Annotated in this window: 22 protein-coding genes; 11 read left to right on the top strand and 11 right to left on the bottom strand. The window is 58.6% G+C overall.

Annotated features, from left to right (window positions below):
• The first annotated feature begins 191 nt into the window (after positions 1-191).
• From lpxL to JL474_RS20815, 4 genes are read left to right on the top strand one after another with little or no spacing between them, the layout of a single operon-like run.
• Complete coding sequence (gene lpxL / locus JL474_RS20830; RefSeq protein WP_203143864.1) at positions 192-1154, top strand: LpxL/LpxP family Kdo(2)-lipid IV(A) lauroyl/palmitoleoyl acyltransferase; 963 nt, start codon at positions 192-194, stop codon at positions 1152-1154.
• On the top strand, positions 1151-2095 hold the full coding sequence (locus JL474_RS20825) for a mitochondrial fission ELM1 family protein (protein ID WP_203143862.1): 945 nt from the start codon (positions 1151-1153) through the stop codon (positions 2093-2095). Before lpxL ends, JL474_RS20825 begins: the two co-directional genes overlap by 4 nt.
• Complete coding sequence (locus JL474_RS20820) at positions 2092-3210, top strand: glycosyltransferase family 4 protein (protein WP_203143860.1); 1119 nt, start codon at positions 2092-2094, stop codon at positions 3208-3210. Before JL474_RS20825 ends, JL474_RS20820 begins: the two co-directional genes overlap by 4 nt.
• Positions 3207-4256: a glycosyltransferase family 4 protein gene (locus JL474_RS20815; protein ID WP_203143858.1), complete on the top strand. Its 1050-nt coding sequence runs from the start codon at positions 3207-3209 to the stop codon at positions 4254-4256. The genes JL474_RS20820 and JL474_RS20815 overlap by 4 nt, the downstream gene beginning before the upstream one ends.
• On the opposite strand, the gene JL474_RS20810 is transcribed toward JL474_RS20815, so the two are convergent.
• A complete protein-coding gene (locus JL474_RS20810) occupies positions 4231-4902 on the bottom strand; it encodes an SGNH/GDSL hydrolase family protein (RefSeq protein ID WP_203143856.1) in 672 nt (223 codons plus the stop codon). The two genes, JL474_RS20815 and JL474_RS20810, sit on opposite strands and share 26 nt — an antisense overlap.
• Before the next feature lie 82 nt (positions 4903-4984).
• Between JL474_RS20810 and JL474_RS20805 the strand changes: the two genes are divergently transcribed.
• The 3 genes from JL474_RS20805 to JL474_RS20795 all read left to right on the top strand — a co-directional run bounded on the left by JL474_RS20805 (position 4985) and on the right by JL474_RS20795 (position 8333).
• On the top strand, positions 4985-5638 hold the full coding sequence (locus JL474_RS20805; protein ID WP_203143854.1) for a YrbL family protein: 654 nt from the start codon (positions 4985-4987) through the stop codon (positions 5636-5638).
• An 89-nt stretch (positions 5639-5727) separates the two neighbouring features.
• On the top strand, positions 5728-6624 hold the full coding sequence (locus tag JL474_RS20800; RefSeq protein WP_203143852.1) for a lysophospholipid acyltransferase family protein: 897 nt from the start codon (positions 5728-5730) through the stop codon (positions 6622-6624).
• Between the two features lie 71 nt (positions 6625-6695).
• Positions 6696-8333, top strand: coding sequence for a glycosyltransferase family 2 protein (locus JL474_RS20795; protein WP_328797853.1), 1638 nt, complete (start codon positions 6696-6698; stop codon positions 8331-8333).
• On the opposite strand, the gene JL474_RS20790 is transcribed toward JL474_RS20795, so the two are convergent.
• The 8 genes from JL474_RS20790 to JL474_RS20755 form a co-directional block, all read right to left on the bottom strand.
• Positions 8330-9391 carry a UDP-N-acetylglucosamine 2-epimerase gene (locus JL474_RS20790; protein ID WP_203143850.1) on the bottom strand — a complete coding sequence of 354 codons (1062 nt, stop codon included), beginning with the start codon at positions 9389-9391 and terminating at the stop codon, positions 8330-8332. The two genes, JL474_RS20795 and JL474_RS20790, sit on opposite strands and share 4 nt — an antisense overlap.
• A 21-nt stretch (positions 9392-9412) precedes the next feature.
• A complete protein-coding gene (locus tag JL474_RS20785) occupies positions 9413-10540 on the bottom strand; it encodes a glycosyltransferase family 4 protein (RefSeq protein WP_203143848.1) in 1128 nt (375 codons plus the stop codon).
• A gap of 304 nt (positions 10541-10844) precedes the next feature.
• The gene (gene rffA / locus JL474_RS20780) at positions 10845-11981 is read right to left on the bottom strand and encodes a dTDP-4-amino-4,6-dideoxygalactose transaminase (RefSeq protein ID WP_203143846.1); all 1137 of its coding nucleotides are present in this window, start codon (positions 11979-11981) and stop codon (positions 10845-10847) included.
• Positions 11968-12540 (bottom strand): acyltransferase, encoded by a 573-nt coding sequence (locus tag JL474_RS20775; protein ID WP_203143844.1) that lies wholly within the window; start codon positions 12538-12540, stop codon positions 11968-11970. The genes rffA and JL474_RS20775 overlap by 14 nt, the downstream gene beginning before the upstream one ends.
• 2 nt (positions 12541-12542) lie before the next feature.
• Entirely contained in the window at positions 12543-13589 is a 1047-nt protein-coding gene (locus JL474_RS20770) for a TDP-N-acetylfucosamine:lipid II N-acetylfucosaminyltransferase (protein ID WP_203143842.1), read from the bottom strand.
• Complete coding sequence (gene rfbA, locus JL474_RS20765) at positions 13582-14490, bottom strand: glucose-1-phosphate thymidylyltransferase RfbA (RefSeq protein WP_203143840.1); 909 nt, start codon at positions 14488-14490, stop codon at positions 13582-13584. The genes JL474_RS20770 and rfbA overlap by 8 nt, the downstream gene beginning before the upstream one ends.
• A 77-nt stretch (positions 14491-14567) precedes the next feature.
• A complete protein-coding gene (gene rfbB / locus JL474_RS20760) occupies positions 14568-15629 on the bottom strand; it encodes a dTDP-glucose 4,6-dehydratase (protein WP_203143838.1) in 1062 nt (353 codons plus the stop codon).
• Positions 15630-15908: 279 nt separating this feature from the next.
• On the bottom strand, positions 15909-16667 hold the full coding sequence (locus JL474_RS20755) for a 3-deoxy-D-manno-octulosonic acid kinase (RefSeq protein WP_203143836.1): 759 nt from the start codon (positions 16665-16667) through the stop codon (positions 15909-15911).
• A 132-nt stretch (positions 16668-16799) separates the two neighbouring features.
• Between JL474_RS20755 and JL474_RS20750 the strand changes: the two genes are divergently transcribed.
• Genes JL474_RS20750 through JL474_RS20735 form a run of 4 tightly spaced genes read left to right on the top strand, consistent with a single transcriptional unit; the run spans position 16800 to position 21123 of the window.
• On the top strand, positions 16800-17837 hold the full coding sequence (locus tag JL474_RS20750; RefSeq protein WP_203143988.1) for a glycosyltransferase family 9 protein: 1038 nt from the start codon (positions 16800-16802) through the stop codon (positions 17835-17837).
• Positions 17834-19228, top strand: a complete 1395-nt coding sequence (locus JL474_RS20745; RefSeq protein WP_203143834.1) for an O-antigen ligase family protein — start codon at positions 17834-17836, stop codon at positions 19226-19228. The genes JL474_RS20750 and JL474_RS20745 overlap by 4 nt, the downstream gene beginning before the upstream one ends.
• On the top strand, positions 19221-20150 hold the full coding sequence (locus JL474_RS20740; RefSeq protein ID WP_203143832.1) for a glycosyltransferase family 8 protein: 930 nt from the start codon (positions 19221-19223) through the stop codon (positions 20148-20150). The genes JL474_RS20745 and JL474_RS20740 overlap by 8 nt, the downstream gene beginning before the upstream one ends.
• A gap of 7 nt (positions 20151-20157) precedes the next feature.
• A complete protein-coding gene (locus JL474_RS20735) occupies positions 20158-21123 on the top strand; it encodes a glycosyltransferase family 8 protein (protein WP_203143830.1) in 966 nt (321 codons plus the stop codon).
• A 76-nt stretch (positions 21124-21199) separates the two neighbouring features.
• Here the strand turns inward: JL474_RS20735 and JL474_RS20730 are convergent, their stop codons facing one another.
• The gene (locus JL474_RS20730) at positions 21200-21607 is read right to left on the bottom strand and encodes a DUF6165 family protein (protein WP_203143828.1); all 408 of its coding nucleotides are present in this window, start codon (positions 21605-21607) and stop codon (positions 21200-21202) included.
• 67 nt (positions 21608-21674) lie between these two features.
• Positions 21675-22601 (bottom strand): branched-chain amino acid transaminase, encoded by a 927-nt coding sequence (locus tag JL474_RS20725; RefSeq protein WP_123634226.1) that lies wholly within the window; start codon positions 22599-22601, stop codon positions 21675-21677.

Below are 22601 nucleotides of genomic sequence, written 5' to 3'. Positions count from 1 at the left end.
ATCAGAAGTTGTCGGGATTCTACCGAAATGTGGGTCCGGTTGCGTCCTGCGTCTTTATTGCGACGGCCGCACAGGTCACATTCACAGCCGATAAATTGAACCCGGACAATGACCTGGCCTTATCAACGCATCAATAGCTGATAAACTTGCTTCCCAACAGGGACGATTCCACCCCGAGATCTGGACGAACCGTGAGTCAATCGAAGTCAAAGAAACGCAAACGCGTCCGCGATACCAATTTCGCCCACTACCGACACCCTCGCTGGTGGCCGACCTGGATTACCATCGGGTTGATCTGGCTGCTGGCCAAGCTGCCGCTGCGCGTGCAGTGGGGCGCGGGGCGCCTGATTGGCGAACTGGCCTACCGCACGTTGTCGAGCCGTCGCCATATCTGCCGGGTCAATATTGACCTCTGCTTCCCGGCGTTGGGCGATGCCGAGCGGGAGGCGTTGGTCCGGAAAACCTTTCACTCCAACGGCATTGGCATCATGGAAATCAGCCTGGCCTGGTTCCGGGATCCGGAATCCCTGCGCCACCTGACCCAGGTCCACGGCCTTGATTACGTGAACGGTGCGCTGGAGAAAGGCAAAGGCATCCTGTTGCTCGGCGGTCACTACAGCACCCTGGATCTGGGTGGCAGCCTGGTGTCCCTGTTTATCGATGCCGACGTGATGCAGCGTGACCACAACAACCCGCTGATGAACGCCGTGATGACCCGCTCGCGGGAGAAACGGTATGGCGTCGCGCTGAACAGCAAGGATCTGCGGGGCCTGTTCAAGCGCCTGCGGGCCAATCGCATCGTCTGGTACGCGGCCGACCAGGATTACGGCCGCAAAGGCATCGTATTCGCGCCGTTTTTCGGTGTGGAAGCCGCCAGCATCACGGCCACGGCCCGCATTGCCGAGCGCAGCGAGTGCGTCGTGATTCCCTTCAGCCACTTCCGGCGCGACAACGAGATCGGTTACGACATCTACTTCCATCCGCCACTGGAGGATTTTCCGTCCGGCGACGACGAAGTGGACGCCACCCGGGTGAACGCGACCATCGAACGCGAGGTGCGCAAACATCCGGATCAGTATCTGTGGATGCACCGGCGCTTCAAAACGCGCCCGTCCCGGGACGATCCGGGTTTCTACCGCAGGAAGCGGCCATGACCGACGGCGTCGAGCCCCCGGTGGTCTGGCTGATCCACGACGACAAACCCGGTCACCGCAACCAGCTCCGGGGCCTGGCTAATCGTCTCAAGGCCTGCGCCGATGCGCGCTGTCACTGGCTCGACGCCGGCGCCTTGACGGTGCCGCTTTGGCGCGCCTTGCTGGGCGTTGGACCGACCTTAGACCTTCCGGACAACCTGCGCCGACCGGCCCTGATCGTCGCGGCCGGTACCGGCACTCACCGATTGCTGTTGGCGCTGCGCCGCACCCCGGGGGCATTGACCGCACTGCTCATGCGCCCGTCTTTCCCCCAGCGCTGGATCGACTGCCGGATTATCCCGCAACACGATCACCCCACTCCACTTCCCGATACCCTGATCACCACCGGCGTCCTGAACACCCTGACACCCATGGCGAAGTTGACCGAGCGAAAGCACAGCGTTGTTCTGATCGGCGGCCCATCCAGACATTATCGCTGGGACGACGAAACGATCCTGCGACAGCTCGATCAGTTGCTTCGGGAATATCCCGACTGGCACTGGACGGTCACGTCCAGCCGGCGCACACCGGCCGAGCTGATCAGCGCCCTGCAGAAGCGCGAAAGTCCTCACGTCCGTTTTCGCGATCATCGGGACACCCACGATCACTGGCTGGCGCACACGCTGGCTGCCAGCCGCGCCGCCTGGATCACGCCCGACAGCGCCTCGATGGTGTACGAAAGCCTCACCGCCGGCATCCCCACGGGCCTGTTCAGTCTGCCCCCGGTTTCGGGAAGCCGGGTGGCGGATGGGGTGGAAGCGCTGCTGGAAAGACGCCGGCTGTATACCCTGTCGGAGGCCTCATCGGTGATGGCCGCGACTGCACCTGTTTCTCCGCCCCTGTGGGAAGCCGACCGGGCCGCCCAGTGGCTGCTGGAACGCTGCCGGGGTGTCTCGTTATGAAGATCCTGCAGGTCCTTCCGGCACTGAAGAGCGGCGGCGTCGAACGGGGCACGGTGGAATTTGCCGCCGAACTGGTGAAACGCGGGCACACCTCAACGGTGCTTTCCGCCGGTGGCCCTATGGTCGCGCCGCTTGAAGCCGCGGGCTCCCGACATATCACCCGGCCGATTCACCGCAAGTCCCTGACCACACTGGGGCAGGTACGGCCGGTCCGCCGACTCCTGCAATCGTTAAAACCCGATGTAATCCACGTCCGGTCGCGCATGCCCGCCTGGGTGATCTACCTGGCCTGGAAGGGGCTCCCCGCCGAAGAACGCCCGGTGCTGGTCAGCACCTTTCACGGCATGTATTCGGTCAATCCCTACAGCGCCATCATGGCCAAGGCCGAACACCTGATCGCCGTGTCGGACTGCGTGCGCCGCTATGTTCTCGAGAACTACAGGGTGCCCGACGACCGGATCACGGTGATCCAGCGCGGCGTCGACACCCGTCAGTTCTGCGAGTCACCGCTGGATCCGGCATGGCGCACTCAATTGCTGGCGAACTACCCGCAACTGCGCGACCGCCGCATCCTGTTGATGCCGGGACGCCTGTCGCGCTGGAAAGGCCAACGGACGTTTCTCGAGGTGATCGCCCAATTGGTCCGGGAGGATGACAAGGTGCATGGCGTTATCGTCGGCGGGCTCGAAGGCGGCAAACAGCGCTACCAGGACGAACTGGATAAACGGATCGACGAGCTGGGGTTGCAAGACCGCATCACGTTTCTCGGCCAGCGCAGCGACATGCACGAGCTCTACCTGTTCGCGGATCTGGTGTGCCATCTGTCCACCAAGCCCGAACCCTTTGGACGAACTCTGACCGAGGCGTTGGCGTCGGGCACGCCGGTGGTTGCTTTCGAGCGTGGCGGTGCGGCGGAAACCCTGCGCGCCTGTTTCCCGGCCGGCCTGGTGGCCCCCGATGACACCCGCGCGTTTGTGCAAACCGCCCAAACCTTGTTGAGGCAGCCCCGACCGGCCATCGAGATTCCCGAGCGGTTTCACCTCGCCGCCCAAACCGAGGCCACCCTCTCAGTCTACCGCGAGCTATTGGCGCGCCAAGGCAGGACCGTCACGTGAATGGGCCGCTGCGGATTGCGCTGATCCTGGCCACGCCGGGTACCACCTGGGGCGGCATGGAAACACACACTCTGGACTTGGCCCACAGCCTGGCCCAGCGGGGCCACGAAGTCCATGTGCTGGCCGATGCCCGCTACCACGACCGCTTCATCCCGTTCGCCCATTTTCACCCAATACCCGTTCACTTCAGCCGCCGGCATCCCTGGCTGGGGCTGCGACTGCGACGGATTCTGGCGCGCCTGCAGCCGGACATCTGCCACGCCCAGGGCAACAAGGCGATCCAGCTGCTGGCTGGCGTCAAACGGCGTCAGGGGAACCGCGAGGCCTGTTACGTCGGCACAGTCCATGGCACCAAGTCCGCCCACCGCGGGCTGGAACGTCTTGACGGCGTCATCGCCGTCAGCGACGAACTGGCCGCCGACCTGGTGCACCCGCGGGTTCGGGTCATCTTCAACGGCATTGATCCGCAACCGCCGCAGGAAGAGACAGGACTTCCCATTCCGGACGCCTCGCCTCTGGTTGTGGCCGCCGGGCGCCTGGAACCCGTCAAGGGCTTCAACCGGCTGATCGAGGCCTGGTCCACCGCTCACAGCGGAAGTGCCCAACTGGTGATACTGGGTGAAGGTCGCGAGCGGCCCCGCCTGGAAGCGTTGATCCGCGATTCCGGCCAAACCGGCACCATTCACCTGCCGGGCTATGAATCCAACGTCGCCGGCTGGCTCGCCCGGGCCGACGCCTGCGTCATCAGTTCTGAGCGAGAGGGCTTCCCCTACATCATGGTCGAGGCCCTGTTGAATCGTTGCCCGGTGTTGGCCACGCCAGTCAGCGGGGTGGCGCATTTCCTACCCAGTAGCTGCATCGCCGCATCAACGGCAACGGGAGATCTTGCCTCGCTGCTCCAGAAGAACCTGGCGAATGCTTCGACGCTGCAACGACGCCAGCATGCCAGCTTCGAACTGGCCCGACAGACGCTCACGCTGGAGGCCATGACAGATAAGACACTCGCCGTCTATGCGGAACTCACGCCGCAACACGTCGACGGATAACATCGAGCACCGCATCCGCCAGAATGCGATGGCCTTCATCGGTCAAATGGGTGCCATCGTTCATCAGCGTGCGCTCTCGACCGGCCCATAATGCGGCGTAGGCATCGGCATAGACGGCATTGTCCAGCCGCTCCGCCAGCTCGGCGAGCGCCCGGTTATAGCGCTGGATGCGGGGATTGCGGGGCTCATCCAGGTTGGGAGCCGTGCCAACGAGCACGAACTGAGTGGCCGGCGCCGACGTGATCACCGCACGCAGATGACTGAGATATTCCTCCAAAGGCACCTGTTCAACCGCGCCCCACCGGTCCTGCAGGTGCCAGCGGCGAGCTCGCTTCTTGAGTGTCTTTACCCATTTGCGCGCCAATTTGCGCAGCGGGTTATCCGGGTAATAGAGCACGTAGGGCGCTCCCCGGAAGGTCAGCCAGGAATCCACCAGGCCGTACTGGATAAACGCAAACCCGTGATCCGACGGCGGAAACGCTCGCGCATAGCGGCGCAGTTCCCGGGTGGTACTCATGGTGTGGCCACAGTTAACCAGCGGCAGCCCCAAGATATGGGCCACCCGATCAGGCCAGAGCTGACCGGTGAAACCGGCAATCCCCTCCGTGTTGCAGTCGCCGTACGCAATACAGCCTTTCTCCACCATAAGGTCTCGCTCCCGCTCTCTTCTGCGGCCGCTGGAACGTGCTAAATTACGCTCAAAGCAACCATCCAGCCCGGCTCGCATCATGATTGACCTGACCCATCAGCCGCCATTCGCAGCGGGATATAACCGGACCTGCTACATTCACCCGGATGATCACAGGCTGTGCCTCAAGGTGTTGCGACCGGAAAATATTGAGGCCCGGTTTGCGCGACAACCCTGGTACAAGAAACTGCTGGGCCGGGATCGCATCAATGATAATCGACAGGAAATCATCGCGCATCGCCAGATCAAAGGGCTACCCAATCCGGAACAGGCCTGGCTTCACCTGCCCCGATTCCATGGCAGCGTCGACACCACACTCGGACCGGCCAATGTCAGCGAACTGATCACCGAGGCCGACGGCCGCCCCGGCATCACCCTGGAGCGCTATCTGGAAACCAACGGTCGGACACCGGACATTGAACGGGCCATCGCCCGATTCACCGACTGGCTGCGACAGATCGGCCTGTTGACCCGTAACCTGCTGCCCCACAACCTTGTCGTGGCCCGTCGCGACCAACAGCTCACGCTTTATCTGGTCGATGGACTGGGCGCGCCCGCCGTCCCGACGCAACTGGCGGCAATCCCGGCTTATCGGTGGCGTTACATTGATCGCAAACTGGCACGGTTCCAACAGCGCATCGACTGGGAAGTGCATGGCCGGCCAGGGAGCTGGGCCCGGGCTGAAAAACTGTAGCAAACCCGAATTATCCGCGGAGTGGCACTGTCGCACCGGATGATGTAGTTTCCTGCCCTGACTCTATCGACCTGGAAATCAACGGGACCATGGCCCTGTCTAGAATCTCGCTGCTGACTGGCCTGCTGAAACTGGCCGGCAAACTCTCACTGCGCTCGGCCCAGAATGTGGGGGCCATCCTGGGCCTGCTCGGCTGGAAGCTACCGACGGAATCGCGGCGGGTTACCCAGGTTAACCTGGATATCTGTTTTCCCGACATGCCCGACGCCGATCGCAAGGCCCTGGGCCGGGAAAGCATGAAGCAGACGGGCCGGACCATGCTGGAAATCCCGCTCATGTGGGAATGGCCGGTCGAACGCTGCCTGGACCTGATTCGCGAGATCAAAGGCGAGGAACTGCTGGAGCAATATCGGGCCGATGGCCGCGGTTTGATTCTGCTGGCCCCCCACCTGGGTAACTGGGAACTCGCCGGTCTGTATTTTTCATCGCGCTACAAGATGGCCGCTCTGTACAGCCCACCCCACCTGCCGGAATTCGAGGATTACATGATTCAGGTCCGTGGCCGCCTGGGCTCGGAACTGGTCCGGGGCGACCGTCGCGGCCTTGCCCGGCTCATCGGACTGCTGCGGGAAGGCGGCGTCGCCGGCATCCTGCCGGATCAGAGCCCACGGGGCAAAGGCAATGCCTATGCGCCCTTTTTCGGCATGGAAGTGCGGACCATGACGCTGGTGGCGAAACTGCTCCAGAAATCCGGCGCAGCGGTGCTGATCACCTATGCCGAGCGGCTGCCGGATGCCGAGGGCTTCCGCATCGTGATCCGGGAGTGCGAGCCCGGGCTGGATGACGCCAATCCGGTCGTGGCCACAGGCGCCCTTAATGCCTCGGTCGAGCAGTGTGTCCGTGAGATTCCGGCGCAGTACCAGTGGGAATACAAGCGCATGCGTCATCGGCCGCCGGGGCAGCCCAATCCCTACAAGGTCCGATAACCGGCGAGCGCCGGAATTCACTACACTAAACGGATGCGCGGACCTATCCACAACCCAGAAGGATCCTCTTTGTGACCAGTCTTTCCGCCGAGCGTTTACGGCCACTGCTGTTGGGCCTGCTGTCCATAGGCCTGGCGGGCACCCTGATCCATCCGGCCATTCTTTACCTGGCCGCCATTGGCATGGCCTTGGGCGGGATCGCCGCCCGCCGCCGGGCCGGCGACTGGGAGATTCCCCGGGAGTTGCGCCTGGTGCATTTTGCCTTCTGGGGCTTTGTCCTCCTGGCGGCCATCGCCACCGGTGCCGCGGTTTCGGATAAATCCCTGGCGGGCTCAGCCTGGCCGGCTCTGCTTCTGTTGCTGTTCTGGCCACTGACAACCGGCATGGCTGCCATTCGCCTGGCGGCACGGGACCTGTTCACCGCCGTCGCCGCAGCGAGCCTTCTGATGCTCATTTTCAGCGCAACCACACACCCGGCCCGGGAAACCGCCCAAGTCACTCTCCTCCTCACGATACTGAGCGGCTGGGGCGCCTGGATGTTGTTCCGCGAGAACGGGACGATGCGCGCATTGTTCTGTGTAGCGGCCGTTATCGCTGGGCTGGTGGCCAGCGGTCTGATCCTGAACCAATCCCACGGTATCCAGGATAAAGCCTGGGCACTGGCGGCTCTCGGCGACATGGGCGCACTTCAGATCCTTGGCTGGATTCTGCTGCTTTCCATTCCGGTGTCCGTCAGCATTCCGTTCGCGACGTCCAGGCATCCAGCGGCCCGTGCAATGGCCGTGGCCGCCCTGATCACCGCTGTATTCCTCGTTATCATCGTCGTTGGCGGTCTGGCCGGCCCCGCGTCCCTGGCGATCTATCTGCTGCTGATGGCCCCAGTCATGGCGTGCCTGTTCGTGGAACTCGATCGGGGCGATCACCGGCCGCGGGCTGTGAGGATCTCGGCCACCATCATCACCAAGAACGAAGCCGACAACATCGAAGACTGCCTGCGCTCGGTGCGCGCCGTAGCGGACGAGATTATCGTGCTGGACAGCGGCAGCAGCGACGACACCGTGGCCAAGGCGCGAGCCCTGGCCGACGTTGTCGAAGTGACCGACTGGCCGGGCTTCGGCATCCAGAAACAGCGGGCGCTGGAGAAAGCGACGGGCGACTGGGTCCTGTCCATTGATGCGGACGAACGCATTACCCCGGCCCTGGCCCGTGAGATCAACGACCGGCTCTCGGCACCGGATGCGGATGCCTACAAACTCCCCTGGGCGGTGACGCTCTATGGCACGAGACTGGACTTTGGGCGAAGCGGTCGGGCGCCGTTGCGGCTGTTCCGGCGGGAAGGCGTTCGCTTCTCCGATGCCCTGGTGCACGAACGCATTCTGATTCCCGAGGGGCGCACGACCAAAACGTTGCGCGGACGCTTAACCCACTTCACACACCGTGATTTCGGCCACGCGCTGGAGAAGAGCGCCAAATACGCCTGGCTGGGCTCCCGCGAGAAATTCCGCCGCGGTAAACGTGCACGAACGCTGAGCTATGCAACCTTCCGCGGCATTCTGACATTCATCCAGGTGTATCTCATTCGGCTGGGATTCCTCGACGGGCCGGTCGGTTATCTGGTCGCCGTCAACTATGCCCAGGGCTCCTTCAACAAATACGCCGGATTGTGGACCCTATCCCGTACCGAGCATCGGGGAGAAGCGGCGGACTAGCCGCCACGTTGATCGAGCGCGATCTGCTGTTTGGCCTCGCGGGCCAGTCGCCGACGCAGTTTGAGTTTGCGGAACAGATTGCGCGGCTTGTGTTTAAGCCGCGGCGGCTGCGCGAGGAATTGATCGACGGCATCCAGTACCCGTTCACTGGACTGCCCATCTCGGAATTCGTGCAGTTGATCGGAAAAGGCACGCATGTTTTCCATCAGGGCCGGCGGTTTGGTCAGCGCCGTTCGCAGCGCCTGCTCCACCTTCTCCACCGAATCCACATCGATCAGGTAAGGCCCTGGCATATTCGTGCGCAACGTGACCACGGGGATATCGAGGAACATGAACTCGAACAGGATGGATGAGGTATCACAGAGCATCACATCCGCCTGCCCCATGTACGGAATAAAATCCTGGTCGCTTTCGATAAAGGTCAGATTGTCGTCCGCCATACTCCGATACTGCTCAACGATGTCCTCTGGCATCTTGGGGTGAAGGGTCACGATAAAATGCCACTCTCCGGAATCTTTCATACGTCGGATGGTGTCCACCAGGTCCGGTGCTGACGTGACATCCCGGGTAAACGTCGAAGCATAGAAAACGGTGGGCCGATCATCCGACCTGGGCACCGAAGACCGGGACTTCAGGATCGCGTCCAGTTTTGGCCAGCCGGTCTTGGCCACGGCAAAGTGCGGGTCCTCCTCGGCCAGTGCTCGATAGCGGTCGGTATCAGACTGCGCCATAGTGCAGTAAAGATCGAACCAGCCACGGATCCGGAAGTGGGTATCTTTGCCCCGCTTGTTGATAGGCAGACCGTGGAAGACCTTCACTTTAAGCCCCGGGAAATAATACGGCAGCCAATCACCAGGGCAGAACACGGCGACAGGGTCGAACTCCCGGACCTCCGCAGTCGTCCGCAATCGAACTTCATCGTCTTGCAGCGGACGGGCCGAACAACCAAGAACAAACCAGGCCACCTCATCTCCCCGTTTGCGGATAGCGTCCTGCAAGGGGCGAAGGATCGCGAAAGAGTATGGCTGGCTCACGTAGAAGAGGTAGCGTCTGGGCATTTGATACTCGTCAATTCGGGTTCAGCGTGAGCGGCGTTTGCCATCGACCAGGGACTGATACATGGCGACGGTTTCTCGAACGGTCTGCGACGTATGGAAGTGCTCGCTGATCCGCTGGCGCCCGGCCGCGCCCATGGCCCGCCGCTCTTCCGGCGACAATCGGTAGAGTTTGAGAATCGCCTCTGCCAACGCCTTCTCGTCGCAAGGAGGGACAACCAGCCCCGTCACGCCATCGTCGACCAATTCGGGCATACCTCCTACCCGGGTAACGACCGCCGGTACAGCGTAGGCCATGGCCTCAATGACCGCTCGAGGCAATCCTTCCTGCGACTTGGAAGGCAACGCGATCACGTCGCTGGCCGCCGCAAGCTGAGGCGCATCGGTACGGTAACCGGCAAAGTGTACGCGTTCCGGATGCGGCAAGGCGGCCACTTCCTTGCGGATGGTTTCGTTGCGATCCACATCGCCGACCAACAGGTAGTGAACCTCAACGTCCTCCGGCAAATAGAGGGCCGTCCGCACCAGGTCATCGAACCCTTTACGCGGCACACCCCGGCCCGTACAACACACCACAAAGGCTCTTTCAGGCACACCCAACGGCCGCAAATCCGCCGGCTCCGCCTGATACCAGGAGAGGTCGTGCCCCTTGTAGATTCGCTGCAGTCGGTCCGCCGTCAGGCGCGACCAGGGGAAGCCAAGCCCCTCAAGATGATCGCGAATGGCGTCGGCGACGCAGACGATCTTGTCGACCCGCGGGTGCAGGAAGGTAATCCAGGACTCGGGATGCATAGCCCCCACATTGCCGATAACGCCGCGATAGGCCACAACCCGGACATCCATCCCCTTAGACGCTCTCAACCCGCAGGCCAGCGCGCGCGGATTGTAGGCATGGATCACGTCATACGGCTTGCTTTCGAGCTGACGCCGGATGGCCGCCGTGCCTTTCTTGTCAAACCGCCCCTGGAGCGCTAGGGGAGCGACGACCAGATCCTGTTCCACAAGCCGCTGATAGTTTCGACCTTTGGGATTGCACATGACGTCAACATCAACGCCCGCCGCCTTCAGGCCGATGAACAATTCAGATTCCGGGCGATCGCAGGAGTCCGTCAGGCAGAGGACACGAAGCGGGGCATCGGAGGTTCCAGTCAAACCGGGTTTCCTTGTGAAAGTTGTATCAGTCAGAAGTGGCACTAGTTTAGCCGCTGGTCCGGCCAAAGACGACCGGCGAAGGGCGTCTGCCCGAAGACGCCCTCGCGCAAAAACGCCCCTTTCCCTGCCATGCCGCGCATAAGTTCATTAGCTGCAGCATGCGCCTCTAATGATCAATAGCTGCTGAAGCCATCCGCCATGTCAGACAGACAGTCTACAAGTAGAGTAACGTCCTCTGGACAGTGCAAGGCTCAAACGTTCGCTCAACCCTCGGCTCATCAAGCCGCTGGGTCAGCGATGCACTTCAGGCGTTGTCGAAAAACTTTTCTACAGATTGAATGATGTGCGCAACGTGCCGGGATTCAAGCCCATACCAAAGGGGCAAGCGAATCAAGCGTTCACTTTCCTGTGTCGTATAATGGTCTTCACCCCGAAAAGTGCTGAACTGACGACCCGCCTCAGCACTGTGCAAAGGCACGTAATGGAAAACCGCCATGACGCCGTCTGCCTTTAAATGTGCCAACAATGCGTCACGCTCATCCGCAGAGGACAGTTTGAGATAGAACATATGAGCGTTGTGCTCGCAACCTGACGGAATTGTCGGGAGCGTCAGGTGCCCGGTATCCGCCAGAAAACGCAATCCCTCCCAATAAGCCTGCCAACTCTGCAGCCGATTCTCGTGAATCTCGCGCGCGCACTCCAGCTGCCCCCAAAGATAGGCCGCCTGTATCTCGCTGGGCAAATAGCTGCTGCCCAAATCGACCCAACTGTATTTGTCGACCACGCCCCTGAAAAACTGACTGCGATTGGTGCCTTTCTCCCGGATAATCTCCGATCGGGCGATGTACTGCGTATCGTTGATCAGTAAGAGACCACCCTCGCCACCGCTCGTGTAGTTTTTGGTTTCGTGAAAGCTATAGGCTCCAATATGGCCAATGGTCCCGAGCGGTCGCCCTTTGTATGTCGCCATCATGCCTTGAGCGGCATCTTCAATGACCGCCAGTTGGTACTGACTGGCCACCGCCATTATTGTATCCATTTCGCAGGCAACACCGGCATAATGTACGACTACAATGGCTCGGGTTCGAGGCGTAATGGCGGCTTCCACCTGCCGCTCGTCGATGTTCATGGTGTCGGGCCGGATATCGACAAACACAATCCGGGCGCCCCTCAGAACAAAGGCGTTTGCCGTGCTGACAAATGTATAGCTGGGCATGATGATCTCGTCTCCCGGCTGGACATCGATCAGCAGTGCCGCCATTTCCAGAGCATGGGTACAGGAAGGCGTTAACAGCGTTTTCGGACACCCCAGGGAGGACTCGAACCAGGACTGGCAGCGCCGGCTGAAGGGCCCGTCGCCGGAAATTTTCTCGCTACCCATAGCCTCAAGCACGTATTTCTCTTCGAGACCGGTATGGGGGGGCTTGTTAAAGGGGATCATTGCGGACCTCGTCCCTGAATTGGGCTTCCAGTGCCAGCAAGTCCTGCTTTCTCTCTCTGATCCGCCTGGCCGGGCTGCCCACGTATATGCCCCAAGCATCGGTCGATTTGTTAACCAGCGTCATTGCGCCGATCGAACAGCCCTCTTCAATCGTGACACCCGGGAACACAACCGCATTTGTACCAACGATCACATGCCGCCCGAGAAAAACCGGGGCCATGTACTCGTTTTTGAACTTCTTGGGGATTAGTGAGTTCACCATAGTCGCGCCGCTGTAGTCATCGCTTTGCGCAAAGATTTTTACGCCGTAGGCCAATGTGCTGTAGTCCGACAATGTAATGCCGGGAGCACCACCGGCCAACAGGCACATGGGTGTTACGTGGCAATAGGCTCCAATGATGATCCGGCCGGACACGATGCAATAATCATCAATCCGAGAAAAATCACCGATCTCCATCTCGGCCGTGTCATAGAGACTGGCTTTATCACTGATTTTCACGTTGCGCCCGAGCCGCTTGAAATTCATTTGGCGCAATTGCTCATCGGTGTAATAGGCCATAGTCAGCTCTCAAAAATGGCGTGCAACTGGTTTACCAGTGTTTCTTCCGAAAACGCAGATTTGATTGCCTTTCGGTTGTACGAAGCATCTTCAGCGTCCAAACGCCCAAGGTTGAGTGAATTCACATCGAATATCCGGATCCCCAGCGATTGAAAGACCGACCAGGGTGTCACGTCATCCCGGATGTACACCTTCTTCCCCAATCCCAATAAGTTAATGGTGTTACCCATGGCCTGCTGGCGTCGATGATTAAAGATGGCAATGTCAATATCAGACAGAAACTCCAGGTATTTGTCATAAGGCAGGAAATCCAGGATCGGCCTGAATTTGTCCCCAAAGAGTTTCTCACCGTAATCCACTACTGCTTTGGCATGTTCGGAGCTTCCGTAGGATAACGGCACGTAGATCGAAATCTCTTCATTTTTGTAAGGTGCGAGTTTATCCAGTATCTCAAAGTGATTGTTTCCTGGATCGGCCGAATTACCTACCTGTATATTGATTCGCCGATCCTCTCTTGGGGACATCTCAACATCCCTGAAGACGTTACTCGGATACATCAGGCAGGGATGAAACTGACCGGTCGCGCCATACCATTGACGCGCGAGCTCGACGTCCCCCGGGATGTGTGTCACGAGGTGCCCCATGCGACGGATAACACGACATCGAACGGACTCTTTGAACGTCCATTTCCCTTTTGCGGCGATGGATTGATAGCGGTACAGGTCATCGCCCCACATCACCCAGTAACATTTCTTCAGCAGCCATGGCATCAGCCACAGTAGCCGCGTAACGGAACGGTTAAATAGACCATGCAGGATAATCTTGTCGGCTTGATGCATCGCGACTATTAGGCGAAAACGAGAACCCAGCTTTGCCAGTGGATTCCTTTCAACCTTGTCAATGCCGTTTCGACTGGCAACCGGATAACGAACATGATCACCGAACAGGACAAAGCGATGATCACTCAAGCCAAATTCTGATTCCACCAACTGGATGAATGGAGGGATAAATTTCTCCATTCGGCAGATATGGAGAACTTTCTTACGCACCCGTCTCTCCCGATCTAATCAAGGACTGCTCCCGAACAAGATCCTCGATGTATCGGCCATAACCACTTTTTTCATAGTAAGCGGCGGCTTTCAGCATCTGTTGATCCGTCAGCCATTCGTTGCGCCAGGCAATTTCTTCCAGGCAAGCCACTTTGTAGCCTTGTCGCTTTTCAATCGTTTCTACAAACTGGGCGGCTTCGAGCAGGCTTTCATGAGTTCCGGTGTCCAACCATGCAAAGCCTCGCCCCAGCATCTCAACGTGAAGTTCGCCCAGCGAGAGATAATCCTGATTGATCGACGTAATCTCCAGCTCGCCTCGAGCCGAGGGCCTTGTCTGTTTGGCAAAATCGATGACCCGATTATCGTAGAAATAGAGTCCGGTGACAGCCCAGTGAGATTTGGGATTCTGAGGCTTCTCCTCAATAGACAGGGCCTTCATGTCGGCATCAAATTCAACGACCCCAAACCGATGCGGATCCTTGACTGGATAGCCGAATACTACCGCACCTCCGTCCGATTCCACACGCTTGACCGTTTCTTTGAGTTTTGGAGTAAATCCCTGCCCGTAATAGATGTTGTCGCCCAAGACCAGACAGACGGGATCGTTGCCGATAAACGATTCGCCAATGGTGAAGGCTTCAGCCAACCCCGCAGGCTGAGATTGTACGGCGTACTCCAGCCTGATACCGAATTGGCTACCGTCTCCAAGCAACCGACGAAAAGCCGCTTGATCTTCGGGGGTCGTGATGACTAAGACGTCACGGATGCCTGCCAGCATCAAGACCGACAACGGATAGTAAATCATCGGCTTGTCGTAGATCGGAAGCAGTTGTTTGGACATACCCAATGTGATCGGAAATAACCGGCTGCCCGTGCCCCCGGCCAGTATGATGCCTTTCATTCGTTATCCTTGAATTCTTCTAATCTTCGTCCCAATCATTGCCGCCCCCTCACTGCAATACCGACGTATGAGTCATGTCAGCCAATGCCAAGACGCTCGCGTCGATAGCTGCCATCCTGAACCCGCCGGCACCACTCAAGATGGTTCAAATACCACTCAACGGTTTTACGCAGACCGGTTTCAAAAGTTTCATCCGGCAACCAGCCCAACTCGTTCTTTATCTTGGTCGCGTCGATGGCATAGCGCAGGTCGTGCCCCGGTCGGTCAGGAACGTGGACAATCAGGTCCCGATAATGACAGATGTCTTTCGGTTTTTCCGGCGACAACTCCATTAAGAGATCACATATTCCACGAACGACTTCCATGTTCGTCTTCTCGTTAAATCCGCCAATGTTATATGTCTCTCCGAGACGCCCCTTGCGAATGACTCGATACAGCGCGCGCGCATGATCTTCCACGTACAACCAGTCGCGTATCTGATTGCCTTCTCCATAGACCGGAAGTGATCGACCTTCCAGCGCATTCAGGATCATTAACGGAATCAGCTTCTCGGGGAAGTGATAGGGGCCGTAGTTATTGGAGCAATTGGTAACAAGCACCGGAAAACCATAGGTTCGATACCAGGCACGAACCAGGTGATCGGAACTCGCTTTGCTCGCCGAATAGGGTGAACTGGGCGAATAACAGGTGTTCTCAGTGAACAGATCCGCTGACTGCCCGAGATCGCCAAAAACCTCATCCGTGCTGACGTGATGAAAACGAAACTGATTCTTCTCGATGGCCTCAAGGCCCTGCCAGTAGGACCTGGACACCTCGAGCAGTGTGTAAGTCCCCACAACGTTCGTTTGAATAAACGCCAATGGGCCGTCGATAGACCGATCGACATGACTTTCTGCAGCGAGATGCATGACCGCATCCGGCCGATGCGTTACGAAGATCTCTTCCAGAGCAGCCCGGTCGCAAATATCGGCTTGCTCGAAGGCGTATCGCGGATGGTGACTCACACTGGCCAACGACTCCAGATTGCCGGCATAAGTCAATTTATCGAGATTGACCACACTGTCATCAGTGTGGGTCAGAATGTATCGAATAACCGCGGATCCGATAAAACCGGCCCCACCTGTCACGAGAATTTTCATCAGGATATTACCTTTGATTCCATAGACACGGAACTACGGCAGCATGGACATGCTGAAAAAGTGATAAGGCAAAACGAAAGGCCTGCTGGATGTATACATAGAGGATGTCGTAACGCTTGCTCTGAAGCTGGCCGCTGTCTCTGCCGTATTGTCTTCGGCTACATGGTCGTGGAGAGCCATCGAACGGTCGTCAATCCCAGACCTGCGATCATTGCCCACTAGGGGTATTCATGACATCAAAATCGAGGTCGATCACTTCCCGGCTAATAATAACCTCCGTCATTGCTGAGTCGCCGGAACCCGGGCATAGCCAACTTCCAGCGCCTTCCAGCGCGCCCTCAGATCGAACGAATCGACGTCGAGCTTAGCCAGTGAGCGATACAGGCGTTCCAGATTCCGCTTCCGCCAAGACGCCGTTGGCTCGCGATTGGATTCGATTCGGCCCTTGTCAAAATCGATCACATAGAAAGCTTGATGCTGGAGTAGAATGTTGAAGCAGTTCAGGTCGGGATGATTGACTCCGGCATCATGGAATTGACGCAGCAATTGACCGAGTCGACGCCAGCCATCCTCGCTGAGATCACCGGCGCAATCCCCAAGCGGAGTGACATCTTCAATGCGCCCAATGAGAATGGCCGCCTCATAGAAAAGACCGTTAACTCGCCTGTAGTGGGCCGCCACGGGCTCTGGAACCGGTAAATCCAGATCCCGCAGCTGACTCAGCAATCGAAATTCGGCAAAGGAACGCGTCTGCTCCTCCCCCGTGTAGAGATAGGCCGCACGGGACACTTTGGCAACGTAACCGCCACGGAGGTAGTGGCGCAGCACCATTCCGCCTCTGGGCCCGTCGATAAACCAGGCACTTCCTCGCCCGCCACTGCTGACGGATACCGCCCGGGTGCCCCAGAAAGCGGGCAGAAACCAGTCTGGCGTCACCTCAGCGTAATCCGGATTGACCAGCAGCGCTGCACCGTGCCCCGGAACATACTTTTCTTTCTGCATGATCATGACGGTGCTGACCGCTTCTCCCTGTGACATGACTCGAACCCGCAGCCCGGCGGACAGCAAAGACGCCCGGTTCCAAGTGCGCTAGAATACGCCGAGTTTAACAACGAACACCATCGCGGCTCCAGATAGCCCGTGTTGTCAGCACTAACGGATGTTTCCTTGATCAAGTCAATCTGCATCATGCGCCTGTCGGCCATCGGCGATGTCACGCATGTCATACCTGTGGTGCTCAGCCTTCAGGCACAACTCCCGGACGTTAAGATCACCTGGATTATTGGCAAGGTCGAAGCCAGGCTGGTTGGCGATCTGCCCGGCGTCGAGTTTATCGTTTTCGATAAAAAAAGCGGCTTGCAGGGCTACCGCGATTTGCGAGAGCAACTCCGTGGGCGCCGGTTCGATGCCCTGCTTCACATGCAGGTGGCTTTCCGGGCCAACCTGGCCGCCACCGTGATACCGGCCAGAATCAAGGTCGGCTACGACCGGGCTCGCAGCAAGGATCTCCATAGCCTGTTTATCAATCGTCGGATCCCGGCAGCCCCCAAACAACACGTTCGCGATTGCCTGGCCAGCTTTCTGGTGCCCCTGGGGCTGGAAGCTGCCCCACCGCGCTGGACGATCCCCCTGAGCGAGTCGGATCATGCGTTCGCCAGTGAGCACTTGGCAAACGATCGGCCCAATGTTGTGATCAGTCCCTGCGCCAGCCACACGTTACGCAATTGGAGTGCTGATCGCTATGCAGCCGTGGCCGACCATATCGTCGCACAGCACGGTGCTCGCCTGATTCTGGTCGGCAGTCCGGCCCCCTATGAGCGAGAATATTGCGAACGCATCGCTTCGACCATGACCCAACCGGCGCTCAACCTGTGCGGCCAGGACACGCTCAAACAGCTGACGGCCCTGCTTGGCGGGGCAGACCTGCTGATCGCGCCGGACACGGGCCCCGCGCACATCGCCAGCGCCATGGGCACCGATGTGTTGGGCCTGTTTGCGGCCAGCAATCCGAATCGCTCGGGCCCCTACAACTCACTGCAGTGGTGTGTCGATCGTTATCCGGAGGCACTGGAAAAATTCACCGGAAAAACCGTGGATACAGCCCGCTGGGGCATGAAAGCGGAATTTGAAGGCGCGATGGAACTGATCACCGCCGACGAGGTCTGCCAAAAGTTTGATGAGTGGATCGCTAACAGGGCCACGGTATGAATCAGGTTTCTCCGGGTATCGCCAACCGTTTCTGGACCACAATCGCCGGCACGTCTTTGAACGGATTGAGGAAAACTTACCTCACGGTGCTGGCCGCCTATGTCTTTTGCTTCCTGCCCTGGTTTTCCACTTACCGGACGGCGGAAACCCTGCTGGTCGTGTTGCTGGTCGGCATATTGGCTCTGGGTCGCAACAGCAGCCCATTGAAACGTGTCATTTTGACCGACCCCATTTTTCGGATCTGCTTGGTCCTGCTCGCGTACCTGGTGCTCGTGCAACTCTGGTATCACGTATCGCTGCCGGAATACGTAGACCCCAGTTCCAAGGTCACCCGACATTACCTCAAACCGCTCATGGTTTTACTGGTCGCGGCGGGAGTCAGTATGCTTCGACCCGCAAGGGCGTGGCCTGTCCTGCTCCTGGCTTTGGCGGGACTCTACGTTTATCTGGGACTCGAATTCAGAGCGGCTGAATGGATCCGGGCACTCAAGGGCTACAGGGTCGACTTTGGCATACACAACGCCGAACACACGGGCATGTTCTTCGGCACTTACCTGCTGTGTCTGCTTTGCCTGTCTCCACGGCTCATTCGTTGGAGCTGTCACCGTGGCTGGCTGGTATCCATGGCCGTCTTTCCACTCCTGCTTGCCGCCCTCCTGTTGGCCATTGAAGGGACCCTGGCTTCACAGACCCGTGCCGTGTGGCTGGGATTGCTCCAGGCCGCTCTCGTTGCGGTCATCCTGTTGATCGGCCGCTTATTGACGAGTCGAGAGTCCCAAGGAGAAAAGCGCAAACTCAGCCTGCTACTGGCTTTGGTTGCTGGCGCGTTTGTAGTGACCATCAGCCTCACCCTGAACTCCTCCCAGACGGTGGAAAAGCGCTTCTCAACGACCGATATCCAGATCGACAAAATCCTGGAGGCGCCCAGTGAAAACGTCGATCCGAAGACAAGCAGTGGGGTGCGGCTCTATTCCTGGCGCGTGGCGATGGGCTGGGTTGGCGAACGTCCGTTGCTGGGATGGGGCGCGGGCTCAACAAAAGAAATGATTCAGCACTCGGATTACTTTGGTGCGTCGTTTAAGCAGAATTTTGGCCATCTCCACAATACCTTCATGGAAACCCTGGTCGCTCAGGGCCTCCTCGGCACGGCAATCCTGGTCGCCCTGATCGTCTGGATCGGCATCGCCACCGTTCGAGCCTTCCGCGGAGGCGACATGCCCTGGGATGTGTTTGTCTTTGCCTGGTGTTTCCTGGCCTTCTGGATTGTGATCAACATGTTTGAATCCTATATACTCTACCCGACTGGCCAGTATCTGAACGCCGTGATTGTCGGGTTCGTCTACTCATTCCATTTCCGCCGTCGACTTGAAGATGCCCAACCCCATGTCTGACGCCATTGCAGTGGCCGCCTGTTGCGACGAGAACTACATTGCCTATGCGGCCGTGATGATGCGCTCGGCCGTCAGGGCAACCCCGGAAGCGCCTATTCATTTCCACCTCATCAACTGCGGCATTTCCGGCGCCAGCCTGGAACGATTGAGCGGCATGCTGGAGGCACTGGGCAGCACGTTAACCACTTACAGCCCGGATGACCGACTCTATGAGGGGCTACCGACGCATCGTTACGGTTCGGCAGTCTACCAGCGCATTAATCTACCCGAATACATTCCAGCCAATGTTGGGCGCATCATCTACATCGATGCAGACACCATCGTTCTGCAAAGCCTGATTGCGCTCTGGAATCTGGATCTTGAGGGGAATTCCACCGCCGCTGTTGAGAACCTGTCGCCCAAAGCCTGCAAGGACATCGAAGTCGATCGCACCGAGTATTTCAACTCAGGCCTGCTCGTCATGGACCTGGCCGCCTGGAGAGAACGCCAGCTGCACCGGCAGGTTACCGAGTACGCCCGCGAACATGCCAGCTCCCTTCAGTTCGTGGATCAGTGCAGCCTGAACGCGGTATTGCAGAATGACTGGGTCCGACTGCCGCTGAAGTGGAATGTTCAGTCCGATGTTTACAAGGTAGTCCGGAAATACCATGAGGGCTGCACCTACAGTCGGGGCGATATGAATGACGCCATGCTGCATCCAGCCATCGTTCACTTCACGGGCGAAAAGAAACCCTGGAAGCGTTACTGCTTCCACCCCTTCAAGACTTACTACCGCAAAGTCCTCAATGAGACGCCGTGGGCCGGCCAGCCTCTTGTCGGTGACGATACAGCCACCCGGCGCCGCTATTTCTTTGCGCTCCGCAGTCACTGGAAATTCCTGAAACGCCGCAGTCAGCTCTCGGCGCACTACCAGGGGAAATGATTCGAACATGAGTAACCAGCAACCCCGATCTCTACCGGCCGATGCCGTTGCCGTCGTTGCAAGCTCCGACCAGAACTACGCCATGCACTTGACGGTAATGTTCACCTCACTGATTCGTAACTGCTCGGATCCAGAACGGGTCTATCTCTACTGCATTGACGGTGGTATTGCGCATAGCACCAAGACAGTGATGGAAGAAGAAGTGAAAAAGGCCGGTGGTAAAGGCATCGACTTTGTCACTTTCGACAAATCCCGGTTCGAACATCTACCGACCATCAAACACATCACCGCGTCGGCCTACTACCGCATCGCCATCCCCGAGATATTCGATGAATCGGTGAAGAAGGTGGTTTACCTGGACTGCGACGTCATTGTCCTCGGCGACATACTGGAACTGGCCGCGACGGATATATCCGACTACCACGTCGCCGCGGTGGAGAACCTGTCTAGCCACACCTACAAGCAGCTGGGCATTCCGCAGGACGAGTACTTCAACTCCGGCGTACTGCTGTTGAATCTAGAACTGTGGCGCCGGGACGACATCTCCAATGAGGTGATTCGCTTCAAGCAGGAAAACCCGCACCGGATCAGTACCAACGATCAGTGTGCACTCAACGGCATCCTGCACACCCGCTGGAAACACCTGCCGCTGCGCTGGAATCACCAGACCGGCCTGTATCGTCACAGTGAGCAAATCGCGCGGTTCGACCCGAAGGAAATCCGCGAGGCCAATCTGAACCCCGGCATCATCCATTACATTGGCTGGGACAAACCCTGGCGCAAGGTGCGCTTCCATCCGCTGGCCGGTGAGTATGACCGCTATGCGGATCAACTGGCCGAATCGCCCCGCCCGAAACCGACGCTGGCTGACTATTTCCAGGCCTACGCCTCCATCTCTCGCCTGAAGAAGCTCTGGCGCTGCGAGAAAAACAAACGCTGGTACCGGGCTAACGGTTTTAGCCTGTACGAATAAGCCGAAATCAGGGCAGAAAAAAAACGCCGGCTAACAGGCCGGCGTTTTTGATGGTGCAGGGAAAGCCCTTGGCCGATTATTTCTGGCCGGCGGTGTAGTCCTTATAGGACTTCTCTTCGACGAAACGGGAACCCAGCGCGAGGTTCACCTCTTTCTTGATCGCAGCACGCTTGTCATTGGTGACATAGACCGCGCGAGCCAGTTCGATGAAACGTGACCCGAAGTCCTGAGCGGCTTCCTGGTCGCGGATATCGTCCTCGATTTCCCAGAGCGCTTCGTTGACGGCCTTGAGCTGCTGACGCAATTCGCCAATCGCGGACTGATCCGGAACGGCTTCGTTCCAGGTCTTGCTCAGCTCATCGAGTTCCAGGCGCACGTTGCGCACCTTATCGGCGTCCTCGATACGCTCGGATTTGATTTCAAGGATCGTGATCTTGTCGAGCACCTCGCCAAAGGAGACGGGTACGGTGATGACATCGGCCATAGTGTTCTTCCGCAGACTCGTGGGTTAGCGTTACGGGTTCATGACCGGCAGCGCCGGCCATCACGGATCAATCGTTAACGAGGGTCAGCCAGCTGGCATTCTCGGGACGCTTGCCCTTGACCGCATCGAAGTACATGGTTTGCAGCTTCTCGGTCAACGGGCCACGCTTGCCGGCGCCAATCACCCGACCATCCAGCTCACGGATCGGCAGGACTTCGGCGGCTGTCCCGGTGAAGAAGGCTTCATCGGCGATATAGACCTCGTCCCGGGTAATACGGCGCTCGCGCACCGGTACGTTCAGCTCCTTGCAGAAATCCAGGATCGTCTGACGGGTGATCCCCTCCAGGCAAGAGGTCAGCTCCGGAGTATGCAGGACGCCATCGCGCAGGATGAAGACGTTCTCGCCGGACCCTTCCGCAACGTAGCCTTCGTTATCGAGCAGCAGCGCCTCTTCACAGCCACTGGCAATCGCTTCGTTCAGCGCCAGCATGGAGTTCATGTAGTTGCCGTTCGCCTTGGCCTTACACATGGTGATGTTCACATGGTGGCGGGTGTAGGACGACGTGCGCACCTTGATCCCCAGCTCGCGGGCTTCCGGCGCCATATAGGACGGCCAGTGCCAGGCAGCGACCATCAAATGCACCTTGAGATTATCGGCGCGCAGACCCATGCCTTCAGAACCCAGAAAGGCCATCGGGCGGATGTAGGCTTCGTCGAGATTGTTCTCGCGCACAGCGCGGCGCTGGGCTTCATTCACCTGTTCTTTGGTGAACGGCATTTTCATGTTGAGGATGTGGGCAGAGCGGAACAGACGGTCCGTGTGCTCCTGCAAACGGAAAATCGCCGGGCCCTTCTCGGTGTTGTAGGCGCGCACACCTTCGAAACAGCCCATGCCGTAGTGCAGCGTATGGGTGAGGACGTGCACCTTGGTTTCGCGCCAGGGCACCATTTCTCCGTCCAGCCAGATGAGGCCGTCACGATCCGCCATCGACAT

The organism is Marinobacter mangrovi (genome assembly GCF_016798325.1).
Taxonomy (GTDB): Bacteria; Pseudomonadota; Gammaproteobacteria; order Pseudomonadales; family Oleiphilaceae; genus Marinobacter_A; species Marinobacter_A mangrovi.
This window is presented reverse-complemented; position numbering and strand designations above follow the sequence as displayed.